Consider the following 19,758-nt stretch of genomic DNA (forward strand, 5'->3'; position numbering starts at 1 on the left):
GTCCGCTTGTTTCAGTCGGTGCAGGACGGGGTGTCGAAGTGCCCCGGGGTGGTCGGGAACGCCGCCCCGGCCCCCTGGTCCGGGTTGTCCCGCGGATAGACGTAGGACAGCTCGATGAAGGCCGAGGTGCCCGCGGTGGTGACGTCGCTCGCGCTGCGGCCGGCGCCGGTGGCCCAGGCCAGCCGGGTGAGGAAGTCCTGCATCGCCGGGCTGTGCTGGCGGATGTCGTTGAACCCGCCGTACGCGGCGTTGCAGTGCGTGTACAGGTTGTACGCGCCGTTCCAGTCGAACAGCCGGTCCCCGTTGTTCGGCCCGTTCTGGGTCACATCGCCCTGCAGCACGTCCCGGTCCCAACCGCCGTAGATCCAGTCGGTGCCGTGGTGATGCTGGTTGTCGGCGAGGACGTCGTTGTCCAGGTTCGTCGCCTCGAACCAGCGGCACGGGTCGATCGTCCCGGCGGCCAGGTCGACCGGCCAGGCACCCGCCGCGCAGTTGTCCGGGTAGGAGCCGCGCGGCCGGAAGTCCAGCAGGTCGGCCCCGAGCACCGCGGTCACCGCCGGGCCACTGGTGGCCCCGGCCCCGCCGAACAGGTGGTCGACGTACTGGTCCCGGTCGCCCCGCGCGGCGGCGCTGAACACGCCGTCCACCAGGCACTGCGGGTTGTCCGCGTCGAGCACCGGGTCACAGCCCTTGCCGCCCCAGAGCACGTCCGCGCCCTCGCCGCCGAACACCTCATCACCGCCGCTGTCACCGTTGGCGATGTCGTCGCCGGAACCGCTGTGGATGTTGTCCGCGCCAGCCCCGCCCCGGATGTAGTCGCCCGCACCCGAGGTCAGGCCCGGGTACGGCATCGGCGCCGAGGTGGCCGAGCCGATCCAGGCGTCCCCGTCGGTGTCGTGCAGCAGGTCCACCCGACGGTCGTAGCCGCCGGCCCGGAACCCGGTGAACGTCTCCTGCGGGACGGACGACAGGGTCGCGGTGAAGCCGAGCGCGGCTACGTCGTCGGCGTTGAGGTACTGGTTCACCACGCCGCCCCGGTCGCCGAGGATGGCGTCCCGGCCGTCGTCGCCGTACAGGGTGTCGGCGCCCAGCTCACCGAAGAGGTCGTCGTCGCCGGAGCCGCCCCGGATCAGGTCGTCGCCGTCCTGACCCCACACCCCGTCGTTGCCCCCGTCGCCGTAGAGCTGGTCGTTGCCGTAGGCCCCGGCCGGCTCGCAGGTGGACTGGGCGGTGGTGCAGAACCGGGTGGACGGCCCGGGCAGCGCCGGATCGTGGGTCCGGGCCACCGTGGCGTCGACCGGCACCGCGCCGGTCGGGTACCGCTCGGTGTAGACCCGCTCGGCCGCCTTCCCGTCGACCGTGGTCACGGTCCGCAGCAGCGACCCGTTGTCACCGAGGACCACGTCGTCGGCGCCGTTGCCCTCGACCACGTCACCGGTGTCCCGGAACCCGGCGGCCGCGCTGCCGCCGATCAGGTCGTCCTGCCCGTCCGGCGTGCCGGCGCCGACCAGCTCGGCCGGGGCCGCCGGGTCGCCCGGCCAGCCGGCGTCGGGCAGCGGCGTCACCGTGCTTCGGCCGGCCGCACCGAGCGGGTTGTCCCCGCGCAGCGTGTCCGCCCCGCCGTTGCCCTCCAGGTAGTCGCCGTCCCCGTCACCGGTCAGGGCGTCGTCGCCGTCCTGGCCCCAGAGGGTGTCGACGCCGTCGCCGCCGCTGATCCGGTCCGCGCCGTACCGGTTGGCGGTGGCCGCCGCCCGGTCCAGCAGCACCACGATCCGCGGGCCGAACGGGTTGCCGTCCGCGCCGAGCCGGACCGTCACCGCCGTGGGCTGCTCACCGGCGAGCGGGCGGAGCACCGCGCCGTTGTCGCCGATGACCGCGTCGGACCCGGGTCCGCCGAACAGGGCGTCCGCGGTGTCCGGCTGGCCCGTGGTGGCCGCCCCGGTCCCGTCGTACGCCGTACTGGAACCGCCGACCAGGTCGTCGTCGCCGGCGTTGCCCTCGACCCAGTCGGAGCCGGGCCCACCCTCGGCGAAGTCCACGCCCGCGTCGGCGTGCACCCGGTCCGGACCGCCCTGGCCGAAGATGACGTCGTCCGCGTCGCCGCCGGAGATCAGGTCACCGCCGCTGGTGCCGGCCGCCGGGGTGAACCCGAGGTCGAGCAGGGTGACCTTGCGCGGCGTACCGGACCGGCCCTGGGTGACCCGGGTCGCGTCGGCGGTGGCCGGCGCGAACCGGGCGTTGTCCCCGGCGATCAGGTCGGCGTCGGCGTCGCCGTAGAGCTGGTCGCCGGTGTCCGGGCGGCCGGTGCCGGCGGTCGGCTCCTGCGCGGAGCCACCGACGATCTCGTCCCGTCCGAGGCCACCGTGCACCAGGTCGGCGCCGTTGTTGCCCTCGATCTGGTCGTCCCCGCCGTCGCCGTCGACCCGGTCGTCGCCGAGCCCGCCGTACGCGACGTCGTCGTCCGGGCCGCCGGAGATCACGTCCCCGGCGCCGGCCGCGGCCACGTCCCCGGCCAGGTCCAGCGGGTACGGCCCGACGTCCCCGATCCGCGGGGTGCCGTTGTCACCGACGAGCCGGTCCACGCCCTCCTCGCCGTAGACGAAGTCCCGGCCGTCGGCCACGCCGGCCACCCGGCCCCCGCCGTAGAGCACGTCGCCGTCGGGGCCGCCGAAGACCTGGTCGCCGCCCTCGTTGCCCTCGGCGGTGTCCTCGCCGGTGCCGCCGTACAGGCCGTCGTCGCCGGTGTTACCGAAGAGCAGGTCGACGCCGTCGTCGCCGTGCAGCTGGTCGACGCCCGGCCCGCCCCAGGCCCGGTCGGCGCCGCCGCCCAGGTGCAGGGTGTCGTCGCCGAGCTGGCCGCAGGCGCGGTCGTCGCCGCCACCGAGGTCGGCCCGGTCGTCGCCACTGCCGGCGGTGACCACCTCGACCCCGGCGCCGCCGAGGATGAGGTCGGCCGAGCCCTGGTCGGTCGGGGTGGGCTGGGCACCGGCGAGATTGGCGTCGGCGCAGGTCTCGTCGACGATGCGCCGGTCGCCGAAGACGGTCGCCCCGCCGTCGCCGCCGATCACGTGGTCGCTGCCCAGGCCGCCGACGAGCAGCTTGGTCTGCGACTGGGTGCCGGCCGGCAGCGGCTGGTGGGTGACCTGCCGGGCCGGGCCGTAGCCGTCGGTGCCGTCCGGGTCGCCGACCGTGGACGGCTCGGCGATCACGTAGTCCTGGTCGGGGCCGCCGAACAGCTCGTCGGTGCCGTAGCCGCCGACCAGCACGTCGTCGCCGCCGTAGCCGTACAGGTGGCCGGTCTGCCCGTTGGCGGAGTGCGAGACGACCAGGTCGCTGCCGGCGCTGCCGTGGACGGTGTCCTGGCCGGAGCCGGTGTCGACCTTGTTGACCAGCCCGGCGTCGCCGCTGCCGGCCGCGTCCGGGTCGGACGGGACGGTGCTGCTCGCGGTGTGGACGGTGTCGTCGCCCTTGCCGCCGTTGAGGATGTCCGAACCCGGACCGCCGACCAGGGTGTTCTTCCCGTTCGGCCGGTCGTCGACGACCACGCCGAGCACGTCGTCGCCGCCGTTGCCGTAGACCGTGCTGGCGCCGTGCCCGACGGTGACGTGGTCGGCCGCGCCCGTGGTCTCCTCGGTGGGATCCTTGAGCTTCGTCCAGTCGACCAACCCGGCGAGGGTCTTGTCCCCCACCGAGGTGTGCACGCTCGTGCCGCCGGCCCGGTCGACGGGGTCCAGGCCACTGTCGCCGGCCACCACGTCGTTGCCGTCGCCGGTGGTGACGGTGTCCTGCCCGGCGCCGCCGGCGACGCGGCTCACCTGGCCGGCCGCCTCGGCCGTGACGATCACGTCGTCGCCGCCGCGTCCGTCCACGTACGCCGGCCCGGTGCCGGTGCGGATCTGGTCCTTGCCGTCGGAGCCGATGATCACCGCCGACTTGTCGAACGGGGACGTCCGCGTGCCGTCGCCGCTGGTGTCGCCGTCGCCGAGCAGCAGGATCGACAGCGAGGTCTTGTCCGCGTCGGCGACCTGGTAGCCGCGTCCGTCGACGACCACCCGGGTCAGGTTCGGATCGAGGAACTCCTGCTTGCGGCCGAGCGCCTCGACCGCGAAGCCGTCGAAGTCGTCGCTGGCGCCGGTGGTGCCCGCGTCGGCGTAGTGCAGCGCGTACACCTTCACGACGTCACCGGCGTAGGTGCCGGCGCCGTTGTCCCACGCCTTGTCCCCGCGCTGCTCCTTCTTGCCGAACTTGCCGGCGAAGACCACCAGGGTGTCCCCGACCGTGCCGCCGAGCTCCGGTGGCTTCGGTTTGCAGTCGGGTTGTGCCCGGAAGTCGAGCAGGGTGGCGTCGACCAGGGTGAAGTCGAAGGTCTTCGAGAACAGGAACAGGTCGATGGTGATGTAGACCTTGAGGAAGACCGACAGCTGGCCGCTGGTGGTGAAGAGGCAGATCGGGTTGACCAGGAGCGCCTGGAGGAATTCGCTGGTCCGGAACTTGCCGTCGTTGTTCGGATCGTTCCAGCTGAACCCGACGGTGAGCCGGATGCCCCCTTCGATGCCCGCCTTGACGATGAGCACGCTGACCTCGGCCCCGGCGCCGATCTCGCCGCGCAGGGTGACCACCGGGACGGGCGTGCCGCTGGTGTCGGTGGTCTTGAAGTAGAGGCCGTCCAGGAGGCCGACCGCGTCGAGGGCGGTGCCGTCGGTCGCGGCCTCGACGGCGTGCCGGATGCCCGCGGTGTCCAGGCCGGCGATGAACCGGGCGGTCACCGAGGCGCTGCCGGAGAGGGTGACCAGCACCGGCGGCGGCGCGTAGACCGGGCCGAACGACTGCCGCCAGCTGAAGCCGAGCGACAGCGGCCCGGAGTCGAAGCTGACCAGCTCGACGTCCTGCCCCATGAGCAGCCCGAACAGCGAGCCCGGGTTGTCGAAGACCGGGAAGCTGAAGCCGGTCTTCTGGGCGTTGGTCTTGCCCTTGTCGTCCGGGGTGAACAGCTTCCCGCCGGTGGTGGGCGAGGCACCGTCCACCGCCGCCTTGACGTCCGTGTCCTTCGCCGGCTGGTAGCCGGTGGTGCGGTCGATCAGGCTGTCCGCCGAAGCCGGCGAGACCTCCGTGGTCAGCGCCTTCGCCGCGTTCACCTGGAACGCGCCGAGCGGGATCGAGCAGTTGGTGGCGCAGCTGGTGGGTATCCGATTCACGAAGGTGATCACCTCGCGAACGGTGTCGACGAAGTCGAGCTTCGGCCCGCCGGCGAGGGTGCTGAACGTCTTGGCCAGCCAGACCAGGGTGATGTCCGGGCCGCCGGTGGCCTTCGACAGGTCCGACAGCACCGGGATCGGCGCGTACAGGGTGTCGATGACTGGCTGGAGCGGGCCGGTGACGGCCTTGATCTTCTCCACCACCGGCTTGAGGATCTTGGTGAAGAAGGAGCCGGCGTCCAGCGCGATCTCGGTGAAGGTGACCTGGAGCGGTGTGGTGACGTTGCCGCCGGTCGCGGTGAGTCCGCCCTGCTGGTGCTTCAGGCCCCACTTCAGTGTGAAGCGGGCGCTGATGCCGGGCAATGCGGAGACGTCGTCGCCGGTGTCGACCGCCGCCGCCAACCGCCAGTCGATGTTCACGTCGGCGCTCAGGTCGGTGGCGATGAGCGAGCCCAGGTCGGCGAATTCGGCGAGGGTGAGCTTGTCCGCCGGCTTCGCCGTGCAGTTGTCGGTGACCGTGGGGTCGAAGCAGCTCTTCTCCCCCACCGAGCCCTTCAGGTCGATCCCGAAGTACGCCTTCACCAGCGGCCCGGTGGCCTGCTTGGTCGCCTTCACCTGGATGAAGGCGAGTTGGGCGGCGAGGTCGCCGGTGGTGTCGAAGTTCGCGCCGATCTGCACCTCGGGCGCGGTGTCCCCGTCGTGGGTGGGGACGTAGAAGCCCTCGTCCCGGTCGAGGACCAGGTCCAGGTGCAGCTTCCAGCCGAGCTTGGCCTGGATGCCGTCGGTGGCGCCCTTCTTCGCCTTCAGGGACAGGCCCGGGATGCCGAGGTTGAGCGGGACGTTGGCGGTGAGGCACTTGTCCGTGTCGCTGGCGTCCTCGCAGCCGTCGGCGGCCGAGGGCGCGCCGCGGGAGCTGGTGAGCTTGATCCGGATGGACTGGAAGTCCTCCGGCTGGCAGGGCGTGGCCACCCCGCTGCGGCAGCCGACCACCGCGCTCACGCCCGGGTCGAGGTCGTGCAGGGCCGCGTCGAGGGCGGACTGCATGCCGGCGCTGTCCAGCGTGGCGTTGGCCAGCACCGGGCCGATCGCCGCCTTGACCTGCTCACGCAGTTGGGCGACGAACTTCTGGCCCTGCTGGAGGTCGTCGCCGACCAGGGGCAGCTTGCCGTCGAAGCTGGCCAGCCGCAACGCCTCCTCGACCTTCGCCAGGTAGCCGTCGATGCCGACGTTGAAGTCGGTGAGCTTCAGCGACAGGTTGGCGAAGCAGGAGGTGAGGTCGGGGGTGTTGGCCGTGGGCGTGAGGTCCAGGCCCATGGTGAAGGTGAGCAGGTTGGTGGCGTCCGCCGGCTCGCAGTTGTTGACGAACAGCGGCGCGCGGGCGCAGATCGGGGTGCTCGCCCCGCCGACCCCGCCGCCGCAGTCGACGCCGGCGGTGGTGAACGTCGGCGTGAGGCCGAGCAGGTCGGTCACCGGCCCGTCGGCGGCGAGCCCGCCGAGGCCGACGCTGAGGTTGGCCTTGACCGTGGCGAAGTCGGGGTCCTTGCCGAGGTCCAGGGCCAGCGGGCCGACCCGGGCGGCGAGGGCCGCGTCGTTGATCCCACCGCTGACGGTGACCTTCGCCGACGAGGTCTTGTCCAGCAGCGGCGCCGCGTTCAGCTTGAGCGGCAGCAGCAGGCCCAGCTGGGCCCGGGCGTCGACGTCGAGGGCGAAGGTGCCGGAGCTGTCCAGGCTGACCAGGTCCCGGGCGCCGTCCCAGGCGAAGGCGAGCGGCCCGGCGGTGCGCACGTTGCGCTTCCAGTCCAGCCCGATCCGCAGGTACGGCCCGCCGGCCCGCTCGTCCAGCGTGAACTGGATCCCGCTGCCCGCGCCGATGGCGTTGTTGAGCAGGTCGAGGGCGTCCTGGAGAGTGTCCGGGGGCGAGGCGAGCAGCTTGTCCAGCGCGTCGGCCAGCTCGGGGCGCAGCGCGTACGCGGTGCCGTCCGCGGGCCTCGGCGTGCCGGCCGCGGCGACCCGCAGGGTCTGGCCGTCGACCCGGTCCAGCACCCGGTACGCCTGGCTGCCGATCACCACGGTCCGGCCGGTCAGCCGCTCGTCGAACGCCGCGTCGCCGCTGCGGTTGCCGTCCTTGAGCAGGAAGTTCCCGCCGTCGGCGACGAACGTGACGCCCTTGCCGACGCCGCTCTCGTCGGCGCCGAGCAGCTCCCGGGCCGAGCGGCCGAGCAGCGGGATCTCGGCGTTCAGCGGGCCGCTGCCGCCGTCCGGCTGGACGAGCGCGGCGTTGACCAGCCGCAGCGCCTCGACGACGACGGCGAACAGGGCCTTCGGGTCGTCCGGGTTGAAGTCGACGGCGAAGAGCCCGGCGAGGCTGCTGGTGTCGACGACCGGCTGCTGGCCGGCCTGCCAGCTCACGTCGACGCCGACGCCCTGGCCGAGGGCGCCGGTGGCGCCCGGGACGCTGACCGTGACCCGGCCGGTGGTCTTCACCGACGAGGAGACGGCGAGCAGGGTGGCCGGCTCGGACTGGAGCCGGCGGAACAGCTCGCCGAGGCTGATGTCCTGGGCCTGCCTGAAGCTGACCTGGAGCATCCGCTGGCCGGCGGCGGCCGGCCCGACGGCGAGGTCGCCGCCCAGCTTGACCTTGAGGAAGCCGGCGTTGGCGTAGAAGTCGACGCCGGTGGCGATCGGGAAGTCGGCGGCGAACAGCGGCGTCGCCGGGTCGGTGCGCAGCAGCACCCGGTCCGCGTTGGCGGCCGGGCTGCCGAGGTCGTCGCGCAGGTCGAGGACGAGGGTGACGGCGGCGGTGTACTTCGGCTTCACCGTGGCGAAGCTGGCCTGGGCGTTGGCCGCCCGCAGGCCGACCTTCTTGTCCCCGCCGGCCGGCTTGGTGAGCGTTCCGGCCAGCTCGACGGCGCCGATGTTGGGGCTGGAGCCACTGATCACCCAGACGCTGTCCGCGGCCGGCTGGCCACCGATCCAGTTCTCCGCCAGGGTGACCGAGGTGGCCGTGTTGGCGGCGATGGTGCCGGCCGAGGTGCCGGCGACGACCCGCTGGCCGACCAGTTCGCCCGGGGTGAACCGGTGGTCGTCGGCGGGAAGGCTGAAGCCGTTGGCGGTGAACGTGGCGCCGCGGCCGGAGACCGAGGCGGCGCCCGGGTCCAGCGGCACCGCGACGGTCGACTCCCGCTCCAGCTTCACCCGGAAGACCAGCTTCTCGCCGGCGAAGGAGAGGTTGTCGACCGGCAGGCCCTCGGCGGCGAGCAGCTTCACCAGTTCCTGGATGGAGCTGAACTTCGGCTGGCCGGCCTTGGCCGGGTCGTCCGTGGCCGGGTTGAACTCCGGGTCGTCCGGCTTCGGGTGGACGTACTTCTTGAGGAAGCCGGTGAGCTTCTCGTTGACCTTCACCGCGTCGGCGAAGGTGCCGCGCAGGAACGGCAGGCTGAGGTTGCCGGCCGGCCCGCTCTGCTGCACCCCACCGAGCAGGGTGGCGAGCTGGGCCAGGCCGGCGGCGAGGTCGAGCGGGCTCATGTTGCGGAACTTGGCGATCGTCTCGTCCAGCCCGGTGGTCGTCACGGTCGGGCTACCGACGGAGATGTCGTTCCAGTCGACGTTCACGGTCGCCGCGACGGCGGGCAGGTCGAACGGGGCGCCGGAGGTGGCCGCGCCGAGCTTGACCACGCCGTGCACGGAGCCGGGGCCGGGCTCGGTCTCGGTGTCGGAGACCTTCCCACCACCGGAGTTGTCCAGGGCGACCTGGACAAGCCCGGCGAGGGACCCGGACGCGCCCAGCTCACCGGTCCCGGCGCCGGCCGAGGTGTCGAAGGCGAGCCGGCCGTCGCCGTTCGGGTCGGTGAGGGTGACCTTCACGTGGGTCCGGGCGGTCAGCGTGCTGCCGGCGGTGAGCGTGACGCCGAGGATGCCGACCGAGGCGGTGGCCTGGTCCAGGTCGGACCGGAGGCTGGCGGCCGCGTCGACGTCGATGCGCGGGGTGTCCCCGTCGCGGACCAGGTACGTCTCGCCAGCGGCGGTGTGCCGCGCCTTCAGGTGCAGCGTCGCCCAGCCGGTGACGTCGACCGCCTTGGCCAGGGTCACCCCGCCGACGGCGAGGTCCTTGTCGGTGACCTGCCGCTTGGTGGTGAGCAGCACGTCGAGCAGGTGGTCCCCACCGCTGGTGCTGACCGTGCTGGTCAGCCGGGTGCCGCCGCCCAGGTCGACGTCGTCCTTGGTGAGCCCGCCGGCCAACGCGTCGGAGGCCTTGCGGGCGAGCTTGTCGGTGTCCACCAGCGCACCGGGGCTGACCCCGAGCAGCGGCAGCGGCTGGCCGAGCAGGCCCACCCGGGACAGGCCACCCTCCGCCCAGGTGGCGGTCCGCGACATCAGGTTCTTGAGCGCCGTCTCCCACGCCTCGTCCGCGTGGGCGGGCGCCGCGGTCCACACCAGGGCGAGCGCGGCGGTCACCACCATCGCGGTGAGCGCGGCGAGCAGCCGCCGTAGAGCCACCATGAGCCACCTCGTTCCTCGATGGCCGTCACTCGACGGCGCTGGTCAGGCGCCAGCACATCGATCGCGGAAGCGACTCACAACTTCTGTGTCGAGATGGTGACAGGGTGTCAGGCCGATCGGTCGACGTCACTTCGCCGAGGGTGCCGTGCCGACTGGGCGCTCAGCTCGACCGGTCGACCGCACCGGACGGGAAAACCCGGCCGTCCATGACGGACGGCCGACGCTTTCGGACAGTTGCGCGGCACCCGCCGGGATCAACCAGCCGTACGCCGGCCGCACCCGTATGGTCCGGATCGGTCATGGTGTTTCGGTCACCCGTGGGCCGCCGAGGCGGGGTCAGAACGGAGCGTCCACCGCCAGCCGCCGCACCTGGGTCAGGTAGGGATCCAGCTCCCCCACCTCGAACCGGCAGGTGCCGATCACGTGCCAGAACTGGCCGCCCGGGTCACCGTCCAGCTTGTACCGGCCGTCCGGGCTGACCGCGGCCCAGCCGTCCGGCAGGCCGATCAGCGTGGCGCGCAGCTGGGCGTGCTCCGGGTCGACGACGTCCCACAGCCGGACCGTGCCGTCGTCGCCGGCACTGGCCAGCAGGCTGCTGTCCGGGCTGAACGCCACCGACCAGACCCGCCGGGTGTGCGCGGCCAGGGTGCCGTGCAGCCGGCCGGTGCCCGGGTCCCACAGCCGGATGATCAGGTCGTCCCCGGCGGTGGCCAGCAGCGCCCCATTGGGGCTGAACGCGCAGGACCAGAGCCGGCCGGTGTGCTCGGTGAGCACGGTGCGCCGCTCGCCGGTGAGCGCGTCCCACACCACCGCGGTGCCGTCGTTGCTGGCGCTGGCGAGCAGCGTGCCCTCCGCGTTGAAGCTGACCGCGTACACCCGGTCGGTGTGCTGTTCGAGGGTGAGCCGGCAGGTGGCGGTGGCGGCGTCCCAGAGCCGGACGAGCTGGTCGTCGCAGCCGGTGGCGATGGTCTCGCCGTCCGGGCTGAACGCCACCGCCCGGACCCGCCCCCGGTGCGGGGTGAGGGTGGCGAAGTGCCGTCCGGTCCGCCGGTACCAGAGCCGGACCGTGTCGTCGTCGTTCGCGGTGGCCAGGGCGTCCCCGTCCGGGCTGAACGCGGCCGCCCAGACGTGGTCGGTGTCCACGTTGAGCTCCCGCTCGTCGGCGCCGGTGTCGGTGTTCCACAGGTGCACCCCGCCGTCGCCGCTGGGCGCGGCGACCAGCGACTCGCCCGGACAGAAGACCACCGACAGCAACCGGTCAGCTGGGCTGGCGAGCTGCCGGACCAGCCGGCCGGTACGCGGTTCCCACAGCCGGGCCACGCCGTCGTTGCCGCAGGCGGCGAGGACCTCGCCGTCGTCCCGGAAGGACAGCGCGGTGACCCTCCGGCCGTGCCCGCGCAGGGTGTGCTGGAGCTGCCCGCTGCGCACGTCCCACATCCGGGTGGTGCCGTCGTTGCTGCTGGTCGCCACCTGGGCCTGGTCGGGTCGCCAGGCCACCGGCCAGACCGAGCCGCGGTGCCGGGTCAGCTCGTGCCGGAGCTGACCGTCGGCCGTCTCCCATAGCTGGATGGCGCCGTCGCTGGCGGCGGTGGCGAGCAGCGTACCGTCGGCGTTGAACCGGACACTGTAGATCGCGCCGCGCTGCCGGCCGAGCACCCGTACCGGCCGCCCGGACTCCACCTCCCACAACCGCAGCGCGCCGTGGGTGTCGCCGGTGGCCATCAACCCGCCGTCGGGGTGCACGTCCAGGGCGTACACGTCGGCCTCGTGGCCGCGCGGCTGGCGCAGCAGCTCGCCGTCGACGGCCCGGCGGATCCACACCCGACCGTGCTGGCCGACCGCGACGAAGGCTCGGCCGTCGGGGGTGTGCACCACCCGATAGACCACCTCCGGCTCGCGGACCTCGAAGGCGGGCTTGCCGGAGGCGACGTCCCAGCCGCGGACCACGCCGGCGCTGTCCACCACCACGATCCGGCGGCCGTCGGGGCTGAACGAGGTGCCCCAGATCGGCGCGGCGTGGCCGGGCCACTCGTGCCGCAGGCGGGCGGTGCGGGTGTCGTAGAGCCGGACCACGCCGGCCGCGTCGCCCACCACCAGCCGGCCCCGCGCGCCGTCGGTGAGCAGCGGCCACACCCAGCCGGCGAAGACGTCCTCGATGACGTGCCGCACGTCGCCGTGGTCGGCGTCCCAGAGCCGGACGGTGAGGTCGGCCGCGCCGGTGACGAGCTGGTGCGAGGCGGCGTCGAAGCGCACCGCGTACACCCGTCCGCGATGGCCCTGGAGGGTCCGCACCGGCAGCCCGGTGGCCGTGTCGCAGATCAGCACGCCACCGTCGTCGCTGCCGATCGCGAGCACCGCCCCGTCCGGGCTGTACGCGACGGGCACCGGCAGCCGGCCCACCTCGAAGCCGTACGCGACGCCCACGGCCGGCGGGGCGAGGCCGGGCGCCACCGGCCGGCCGGGGGCGATCACCGCGCCGCGCAGCTCCGGCGCACGCAGCAGCGCGGCGTCGGCGCTCACGTCGATCAGCGCGGCCCGGTGCCAGCTGCTGCCGGAGATCCGCGCGCCGCGCAGGTCGGCCCGGAACAGCCGGGCCCCGGCCAGTTCGGCGTCGCGCAGGTCGGCCCCGGCGAGCCGGGTCTGGTCCAGCCGCGCGCCGCGCAGCCGGGCGTGCTCCAGCCGGGACTCGGTCAGGTTGGCGGAGACCAGCCGGGTGTCGGTCAGGTCGGCCCCGGTGAGGTCGGCGCCGGCCAACTCCCGGTGGGAGAGGTCCTCGCCGCGCAGCACCGCGCCGCGCAGGTCGGCCCGGTCGGGCAGCCGCAGCCGGGCGCTCAGCCGCAGCGCGTTGGCCCGGACCGTCTCCCCGGCCGTCTCGTCGCCGAGCACGCGCGCGGTCCACGCGGTGCACCGGGCCGGGTCGGCGAGGTCGCCGAGGAACTCGACGGTCAGCGCCGAGAGCGGGCGCACGGCCAGCGCGGCCGGCTCCTCGCCCCGGTTGAGCTGCTCGGCGATCCCCTCGGCGACCAGCCACTCCATCACCGAGGTGTGGATGAACCCGAAGAGCCCGTCGTCGGTGCGGACCAGCAGGCTGCCGGCGCCCACCGCGTGCGCGGCCTGCGGGCCGGACAGCCGGGACTCGGCCAGCCCGGTGAGCTGGCCGGTGGCCTCGGTCACCTCGGCCAGCCGAAGGTAGGACTCGCCGCTCTCCCAGAGCTGGAAGGCGAGCCGGCCCACCGCGTGCCACAGCTCAGGACGGCGCAGGCTCACCGGCGCGCCCGGGATCCCCTGGGTCCGGCGCTCCTCGAAGTCCAACCAGGACTCCAGGATCTCCCGGTAGAGCGCGGCCGCGCTGAACGTGCCGCCAGCCCCGGCCACGGCGGCCAGCCGCCCCTCGTCGAGGTTGGCGATGAAGCCGAGCATCCGCGGGTTGCGGGAGAGGCCGAGCAGGTCCTTCACCCCGGCGAGCAGGTCCATCCGGTCCCGAGCGGCCCGCTCGTCACCGCCGTACCGGTGGCGCAGGAAGGCCTCGATCTGGCCGGGGGTGAAGTCCTCGACGGCCAGCACCCGGCGGTGCGGGAGCAGGCCCACCCGCTCGCCGAGCGCGGTCAGCACCTGCGAGTTGGTCTTGAAGTGCTGGGTACGGCTGCTCACCACGATCTTCGCGTTGCCCTCGGCCGCCTGCAGCAGCGTCTCCAGGTGGTCGGCCGCCCGGTCGTACGTCACCCGGGCCACCAGCTCGTCGAAGCCGTCGAAGAGCAACACGATCCGCCCCTGGCGGAGCATGTAGCGGAACGCCTTGAGGTCGATCACCTGCTCGCCGTGGTTGGCCAGGTGCGCGGCGACCAGGCCGTCGACCGAGTGCGCCTTGTCCAGCGCGCGCAGCTCCACCAGGATCGGGATCAGGTCGGGGGCGGCAGTGGGCAGCCGGCGGGCCACCTCGCGCAGCGCGAACGTCTTGCCCCGGCCGAAGTCGCCGAGCACCAGCACGAACCGGCCGTCCGGCGCGGAGATCAGTTCGAGCAGCTCGTCCACCACGTCCTCGCGGACCCGCTGGTCGGCGCCGACCAGGTGGCGGTAGCGCTGCGGGACGTACTGGCCGGGCGGGTAGAGCCGGTCGGCCTGTAGCCGGGCGGTCTGCGCGGCCACGTACTCCCGCAGGTCGAGCAGGCCCTGGAACTCGGTCAGGTGCAGCACCCGGACGCCGCGCCGCTGCGCCTCCTCGGCCAGCCCGCGCGGCGCCCGGTCGCCGTCGTAGACCAGCTCGGACGGGATGTCGGGGTCGGTGGCGTGCACCCGGCGGGCGAAGTGGTCGATGTCGGCGGCGGTGGGGGTGCCCACGTGGCCGCCGACCCGCTGCTGCCGGACCACGCCGTCGGCCCGGTACGTCACGAACAGGTGCGGCGGCTCGGCCGGCACCCGGCGGACCAGCACCCGGTCGTGGCGGGCCTCGCAGACCTCGGCGAGGCGGTCGAGCAGCCGGTCCACCGGAGCCGACGGGACCAGGGCCGGCGCGGTGGTCGGCCCGGCGGCGGGCGTGCCCTGGGTCGGTCCCTCCACCGGGGTGGGCAGCCGCGGGTCGGGCACCTGCGCCGGCCCGGCCGCCCCGAAGGTCGCCTCGGCCTGGGGCCAGCCCACCGCCGTCGGCTCCCCCACGTCGTGCCGGTCGTCGCGGCCGAGCACCCAGCGGGTCAACCCGTCGGCGGCCAGCCGGAGCACCTGTGCCCGGCCGTCCCGCGAGGTGGTGGCCAGCGGCATCCCGAGGTCGGCCCGCGCGCCGGGCGCGGCGTCGGAGAGGAGCAGGTTGAGCATCGGCCCGACCAGCCGGTGGAACGAACCGCGGTCGCGCAGCGTCACCCCGTCCGGGACGGCCACCTCCTCGGCGTACGGGTGGCGGGTGCCCGGGGCGTGCGCCATCGCGCCCAGCCGCAGCCAGCCGGACTGCTGGTAGTGGCGCAGCCGTTGGGCGAACCAGGTGGACTGGGCCTCGCCGAGGAAGCCGTACCGGTCCTCCTCCCGGTGGGTGATGGCGACGGTGGAGTTCAGCCCGGCCACCACCACCCGCAGGTCGGGCACCGGGAACAGGGTCCACGGCTGCTCGCTGTCGAAGATCCGGTCCTCGAGGCCCTGGTACAGCTCGTCGAAGAGGCGCGCGTAGTGCCGCCACTTCGGCCAGTACGGCGGCTGCGGGTCGACGTCGTCGGCCTCACAGGTGGCGAAGTACGCCCGGCTGGCGGCCATGGTGACGTCCCGCGGCCCGGGCACCACCACGAGCCGGTGCGGCTCCAGCCCGAGCAGCACCCGCAGCCCGGTGAGGAAGGTCAGCGCGTCGGAGAACTCCCGGGCACTGCCCGACTCGGTCAGGTTGCCGGACACCACCAGCAGGTCGGGTCGGGGCACCCCGTCGTTCATCAGCAGGGTGAGGTCACCCATCAGGTGTTCCTGCAACTCACCGGGGGTGACCGGGGCGCCCGGTTCGATGACGCCCCGGCCGAAGCGCGGCCCGCCCACCTGGAGCACGGTGAGCGCGCCGCGCGCCACCGGCGCGGCGGTCACGGCGGGTGGGAACGGCGGTGGGTTGATCGGCGTACGCCGGGCGCGGCGCTGCGCGGGCGGGCCGGCGGCCGGGGTGGCGAGCACCCCGGCCGGGTCGGCGGGGTGGTGCGGGAAGGCGGGTTGCAGGACGGGTTTGGCCCGGCCGTCGAGCGCCTCCCGGATCCGGTCGAGCACCCGGCCCCGCGCCTGCGCCGGGTCGGTGACCCCGACCAGGTCGACGTAGGTGATGGTGGCCAGCAGGCCGTCGATCGGGCAGTCCTCCACCCGCACGGTGACCAGCTTGTTGCCGGTGCCGTCCGGGTCGGCGCGCAGCGCGGCCTGCCACTCCAGCTTCCCGTACGTGGAGTGCAGGTAGCGCTCGGAGAGGACGGCCACCACGACGGCCGCCTCCCGGACGCCCCGGTCCATGAAGTCGATGAAGTTGGTGCCGGCCACGAAGTCCCAGGCCTGCAGCAGGGTGCGGTAACCGGCGGCCTCGAACTCCCACGCCAGCCAGGTCGCCCAGCGCTCGTCGGCCGGCGAGTAGCTGATGAAGAAGTCGATGGGGCGGTCGGACCGGGTGGGGTGCGCGCCTACAGCCACCCGATCATTATGGCCACTGACCGTCAATCCGTGGACACCCTCGGCAGCCGCGTCGGGCGCGTCCGCCCGGTCGGCGGTGTGCGAGGATCATCCCTCGTGGAGACCGTCGGCGAGCCGCCGTCCGCCGCGCCGGACCGATCCCGCTGGGGCCGGCTGCACGTGCTCGACTGGGTCGCAATCGGGCTGGCGGTGGTCGGGCTGGCCTGTGTCCTCACCGGACTGCTCCCCCGCGCCGACGCCGAAGCCACCGTGCGCCGGATCGTGCCCATCTTGATCTTCCTCGGCACGGTGGTGGTGCTGGCCGAGCTGACGGCGGTGGCCGGGGTCTTCGACGCCCTCGCCGCCCGGGTGGCGATCACCGCGCGGGGCAGCTTCCGGGCGCTGTTCTGGCTCTGCGTCGGGTTCGCCTCGGTCACCACCATCGCGCTCAACCTGGACACCACGGCCGTGCTGCTCACCCCGGTGATGATCGCGCTGGCCCGCAAGCTCGGGGTGCCGCCGACGCCGCTGGCGATGACCACGGTGTGGCTGGCCAACACGGCCAGCCTGCTGCTGCCGGTGTCCAACCTGACCAACATCCTGGCCAGCGACCGGATCGGCCTCGACCCGGTGCCGTGGGCGGCCCGGATGTGGTGGCCGCAACTGATCGCCATCGTGATCACCATGCTGCTGCTCTGGTGGTGGTACTGGCGGCCGGCGCGGGCCGGCGCCGACCCGTTCGTCCCGCCACCGCCGCACGTGCCGCCGGACCCGGTGCTCTACCGCACCGCGTTCGCCGCGTGCCTGCTCTTCGTGGCCGGCATCCTGGTTGGTGTCGAGATCGGAGTCGCCTCCGGGGTGGCTGCCGCGATCCTGGTCACCGGCTTCGCCGTCCGGGCCCGGGGCAGCCTGAAGCTCGCCTTGATCCCGTGGCGGCTGCTGGTCTTCGTGACCGGCCTGTTCCTGGTGGTGCAGACCATCGGCCGGCACGGCCTGGACACCGTGATGGGCACGCTGATCGGCGGCGACCCGGGCGCGGAGGGCGCGCTGCGGGCCGGCGCCGTCGGCGCCCTCTTCGCCAACGTGGTCAACAACCTGCCCGCGTACGTCGCCGGCGAGGCGGTCATCGCCGCCGACCACCACACCCAACTGCTGGCCCTGCTGGTGGGCACGAACGTCGGCCCGCTCGCCACGCCGTGGGCGTCGCTGGCCACCCTGATCTGGTACGAGCGTTGCCGGGCCGCCGGCGTGGCCGTGCCGCTGGGCCGGTTCGTCGCCACCAGCGCCGCGCTGGCCGCCCTGGCCACCACGGCCACGGTCGCCGCCCTGCTGGTGGGCCCGTGACCCGCCGCGTCACGGTCGTACACGCCTGCCAGCGGGCCGGGCGGGGCGGCAGTCCGACCGCCGTGCTCGACGACACGTCGCTGACCGACACCGAGCGGCGGGCCGTGCCGGTGGCGGCGGGCACGTCGCACGCGGTGTTCCTCTCCACCGACGGGCCCGGAGGCGTGTCGCTGCGGTTCTTCACCGCCGCCGGGGAGCTGCCGGCCTGCGGGCACGGCACGGTGGCCGCGCTGGCGGTCCTCGCCGAACGCGCCGGCATCGGGGAGTACGAGACGGTGCTGCGGTCCGGCGGCCGGGTCTTTCCCGGCCGGGCCACCGGCGGCGGCGGCCGGTACGAGGCCGTCTTCGATCCCGGACCGGTCGCGCTGCGCGTCCCCGCCGCGGCGGAGCGCGCGCCGGTCCTGTCCGCCCTGGGCCTCGGTCCTGAGGCGCCCTGCCGGGTCGCGTCGGTGGGCCGGTCGCGGCTGCTGGTGCAGGTTCCGGACCGCGCGGTCCTGGCGGCACTGGTCCCCGACCTGGCCCGCCTGCGCGAGGCCTGCGACCGGTCGGGTCTGCTGGGCTGCTACGTCCACTGCCCGCCGGGCCCGGACGGACGGGCGGCGGCCCGGATGTTCGCACCGTCGATCGGGGTCCCGGAGGACATCGCCAACGCCAACAGCACCGCCTGCCTGGCCGCGCACCTGGCGGAGCGGGGCGGGTCCGCGCTGGCGGTCGACATGGGTGACGCGCTCGGCGAACCCTCGACCGTCCTCGCCACCACCCGGCCCGGCCCCGCCGGCCCGCTGGTCCAGGTCGGTGGCGCCGCGACGATCACGGGGAGCTGCGCCCTGGGCTGAGCGGGGTCACCCCTCGGGCCGCTCCGGCACGACGTCGGCATACCGGGCGCGCATCACCTCGCTCGCCGCGGGGCCGGCGGCGAAGACGAAGTGTTCCGGGTCCAGCGGGCGACCGGTGGTCCGGTCCACCACGACCGGCTCGACCTCGGCGCCGGTTTCCCGGTCGACCAGGATCATGCTGCGCCGCTCGGGCGCGAGTCGGGAGTTGCCCCAGGCGGCGAGCGCGACGATCACCGGGCGCAGGCTGCGGCCCAGCTCGGTGAGGACGTACTCGTACCGGTCGGGGTGCGTCTGGTAGCGGCGACGCTCCAGCAGCCCGTTGGCGGTGAGGGTCCGCAGCCGGCTGGTCAGCATGCTGGAGGAGATCCGCAGGTTCTCCTGAAACTGATCGAACCGGGTGTATCCGTCGAAGGCGTCGTGCAGGATCAGGAGGGTCCACCACTCGCCCACCACGCCGAGCGTCGCCGAGAGCGGGCACTCGCGGTCCTCGAGGCGGATCTTCCCTGCCATGCGTGCTCCTCGCCGAGTAGGTGCTAAGGTCGAAGTGACTCACTTCTAGTTCAGCAGTTACAGGATACGACGCCGGCGGGCGTCCGTCCCGTGCTGCCCGAGGAGAGGACGTGTGATGGCGCCGAGCTTGCCCGACCGGGACTCGCTGGCCGGCCGACAGGCCCTGGTCACCGGCGGTACGAAGGGCGCCGGGGCGGCGATCGTCGACCGGCTGCGCGAGGCGGGGGCGACCGTCTGGGTGACCGCCCGCAACCAGCCGCCCGACCACCCGTACCCCGACCGGTTCATCGCCGCCGACACCGCCACGGTCGATGGCGCGGACACGGTCGCCGACCGGCTGTCGGCGGCCGGCGCCCTGGACATCCTGGTGCACGTGGTGGGCGGCTCGCACGCCCCGGGCGGCGGCTTCGCCGCCCTGGACGAGGCGACCTGGCTCGAGGAGCTCAACCGCAACCTGCTCGGGGCGGTCCGGCTGGACCGCCGGCTCGTCCCCGCCATGATCGCGTCGGGGCGCGGCGCGATCGTGCACGTCTCCTCGATCCAGCGGCGCAAGCCGCTGTACGAGGCGACCCTGGCGTACGCCGCGGCGAAGTCCGCGCTGACCACCTACAGCAAGGGGCTCGCCAACGAGCTCGCCCCGCACGGCATCCGGGTCAACAGCGTGGCGCCCGGGTTCATCCAGACCTCGGCGGCCGACGCGCTGATCGACCGGCTCGCCGCCGCGTCGGGCACCGACCGCGAGGCCGCCCTCGGCCAGCTGATGGACAGCCTCGGCGGCATCCCGCTGGGCCGTCCCGCCTACCCGCAGGAGGTGGCCGACCTGGTCGCCTTCCTCGTCTCGGACCGCGCCTCGGCGATCGTCGGCGCCGAACACGTCATCGACGGCGGCACCCTCCCCACCGTTTGACCCACCTGATCGGCAAGGAGAACCCGTGAAGACCGCACCGGAAATCATCCGCCGCTACTTCGAGCTGGCCGAACAGTCGGACAAGGGCCCCTACTTCGCCCTCTTCACCGACGACGCCGTGGTGGAGGACGAGGGGAGGACCCATCGGGGCATCGCGGAGATCCGCGAGTGGCGCCGGGAGACGCCGATGGTCTCGTACGAGATCACCGATGTCGAGGACACCCCGGCGGGCACGGTGGTGACCGCCACCATCAGCGGCGACTTCCCCGGCAGCCCCTTCGCCGGGCTGAAATTCCGGTTCGAGGACTACGACGAGAGCCAGATCCGCCGGCTGCGCATCGCGCCCTGACCC

Annotated in this window: 7 protein-coding genes; 4 read left to right on the forward strand and 3 right to left on the reverse strand. The window is 73.8% G+C overall.

Going from position 1 to position 19,758, the window contains the following annotated elements:
* Positions 1–11: 11 nt before the first annotated feature.
* Both ACZ6S5_RS03345 and ACZ6S5_RS03350 read right to left on the reverse strand, forming a co-directional pair.
* Positions 12–9,695, reverse strand: coding sequence for a hypothetical protein (locus tag ACZ6S5_RS03345; protein ID WP_465997272.1), 9,684 nt, complete (start codon positions 9,693–9,695; stop codon positions 12–14).
* Positions 9,696–10,031: 336 nt separating this feature from the next.
* Positions 10,032–15,830: a WD40 domain-containing protein gene (locus tag ACZ6S5_RS03350; RefSeq protein ID WP_465997274.1), complete on the reverse strand. Its 5,799-nt coding sequence runs from the start codon at positions 15,828–15,830 to the stop codon at positions 10,032–10,034.
* A gap of 96 nt (positions 15,831–15,926) precedes the next feature.
* On the opposite strand from ACZ6S5_RS03350, the gene ACZ6S5_RS03355 reads away from it, so the two are divergent.
* Together ACZ6S5_RS03355 and ACZ6S5_RS03360 are read left to right on the forward strand one after the other, a co-directional pair.
* Entirely contained in the window at positions 15,927–17,153 is a 1,227-nt protein-coding gene (locus tag ACZ6S5_RS03355) for an ArsB/NhaD family transporter (protein ID WP_465997276.1), read from the forward strand.
* Complete coding sequence (locus tag ACZ6S5_RS03360; protein WP_465997278.1) at positions 17,150–17,989, forward strand: PhzF family phenazine biosynthesis protein; 840 nt, start codon at positions 17,150–17,152, stop codon at positions 17,987–17,989. Before ACZ6S5_RS03355 ends, ACZ6S5_RS03360 begins: the two co-directional genes overlap by 4 nt.
* Before the next feature lie 6 nt (positions 17,990–17,995).
* Here ACZ6S5_RS03360 and ACZ6S5_RS03365 read toward each other — a convergent pair whose 3' ends face one another.
* Positions 17,996–18,499, reverse strand: a complete 504-nt coding sequence (locus ACZ6S5_RS03365; RefSeq protein WP_465997280.1) for a winged helix-turn-helix transcriptional regulator — start codon at positions 18,497–18,499, stop codon at positions 17,996–17,998.
* 115 nt (positions 18,500–18,614) lie between these two features.
* Between ACZ6S5_RS03365 and ACZ6S5_RS03370 the strand changes: the two genes are divergently transcribed.
* A complete protein-coding gene (locus ACZ6S5_RS03370) occupies positions 18,615–19,406 on the forward strand; it encodes an SDR family oxidoreductase (protein WP_465997282.1) in 792 nt (263 codons plus the stop codon).
* A 25-nt stretch (positions 19,407–19,431) separates the two neighbouring features.
* Positions 19,432–19,755 carry a nuclear transport factor 2 family protein gene (locus ACZ6S5_RS03375; RefSeq protein WP_465997284.1) on the forward strand — a complete coding sequence of 108 codons (324 nt, stop codon included), beginning with the start codon at positions 19,432–19,434 and terminating at the stop codon, positions 19,753–19,755.
* Positions 19,756–19,758 lie beyond the last annotated feature (3 nt).

This window comes from Micromonospora sp. NPDC051924 (genome assembly GCF_055586005.1).

Coding starts and splice junctions, on each gene's coding strand:
- ACZ6S5_RS03345 (WP_465997272.1), bottom strand. CDS start 9,695: ATGGTGGCTCTACGGCGGCTGCTCGCCGCGCTCACCGCGATGGTGGTG.
- ACZ6S5_RS03370 (WP_465997282.1), top strand. CDS start 18,615: ATGGCGCCGAGCTTGCCCGACCGGGACTCGCTGGCCGGCCGACAGGCC.
- ACZ6S5_RS03365 (WP_465997280.1), bottom strand. CDS start 18,499: ATGGCAGGGAAGATCCGCCTCGAGGACCGCGAGTGCCCGCTCTCGGCG.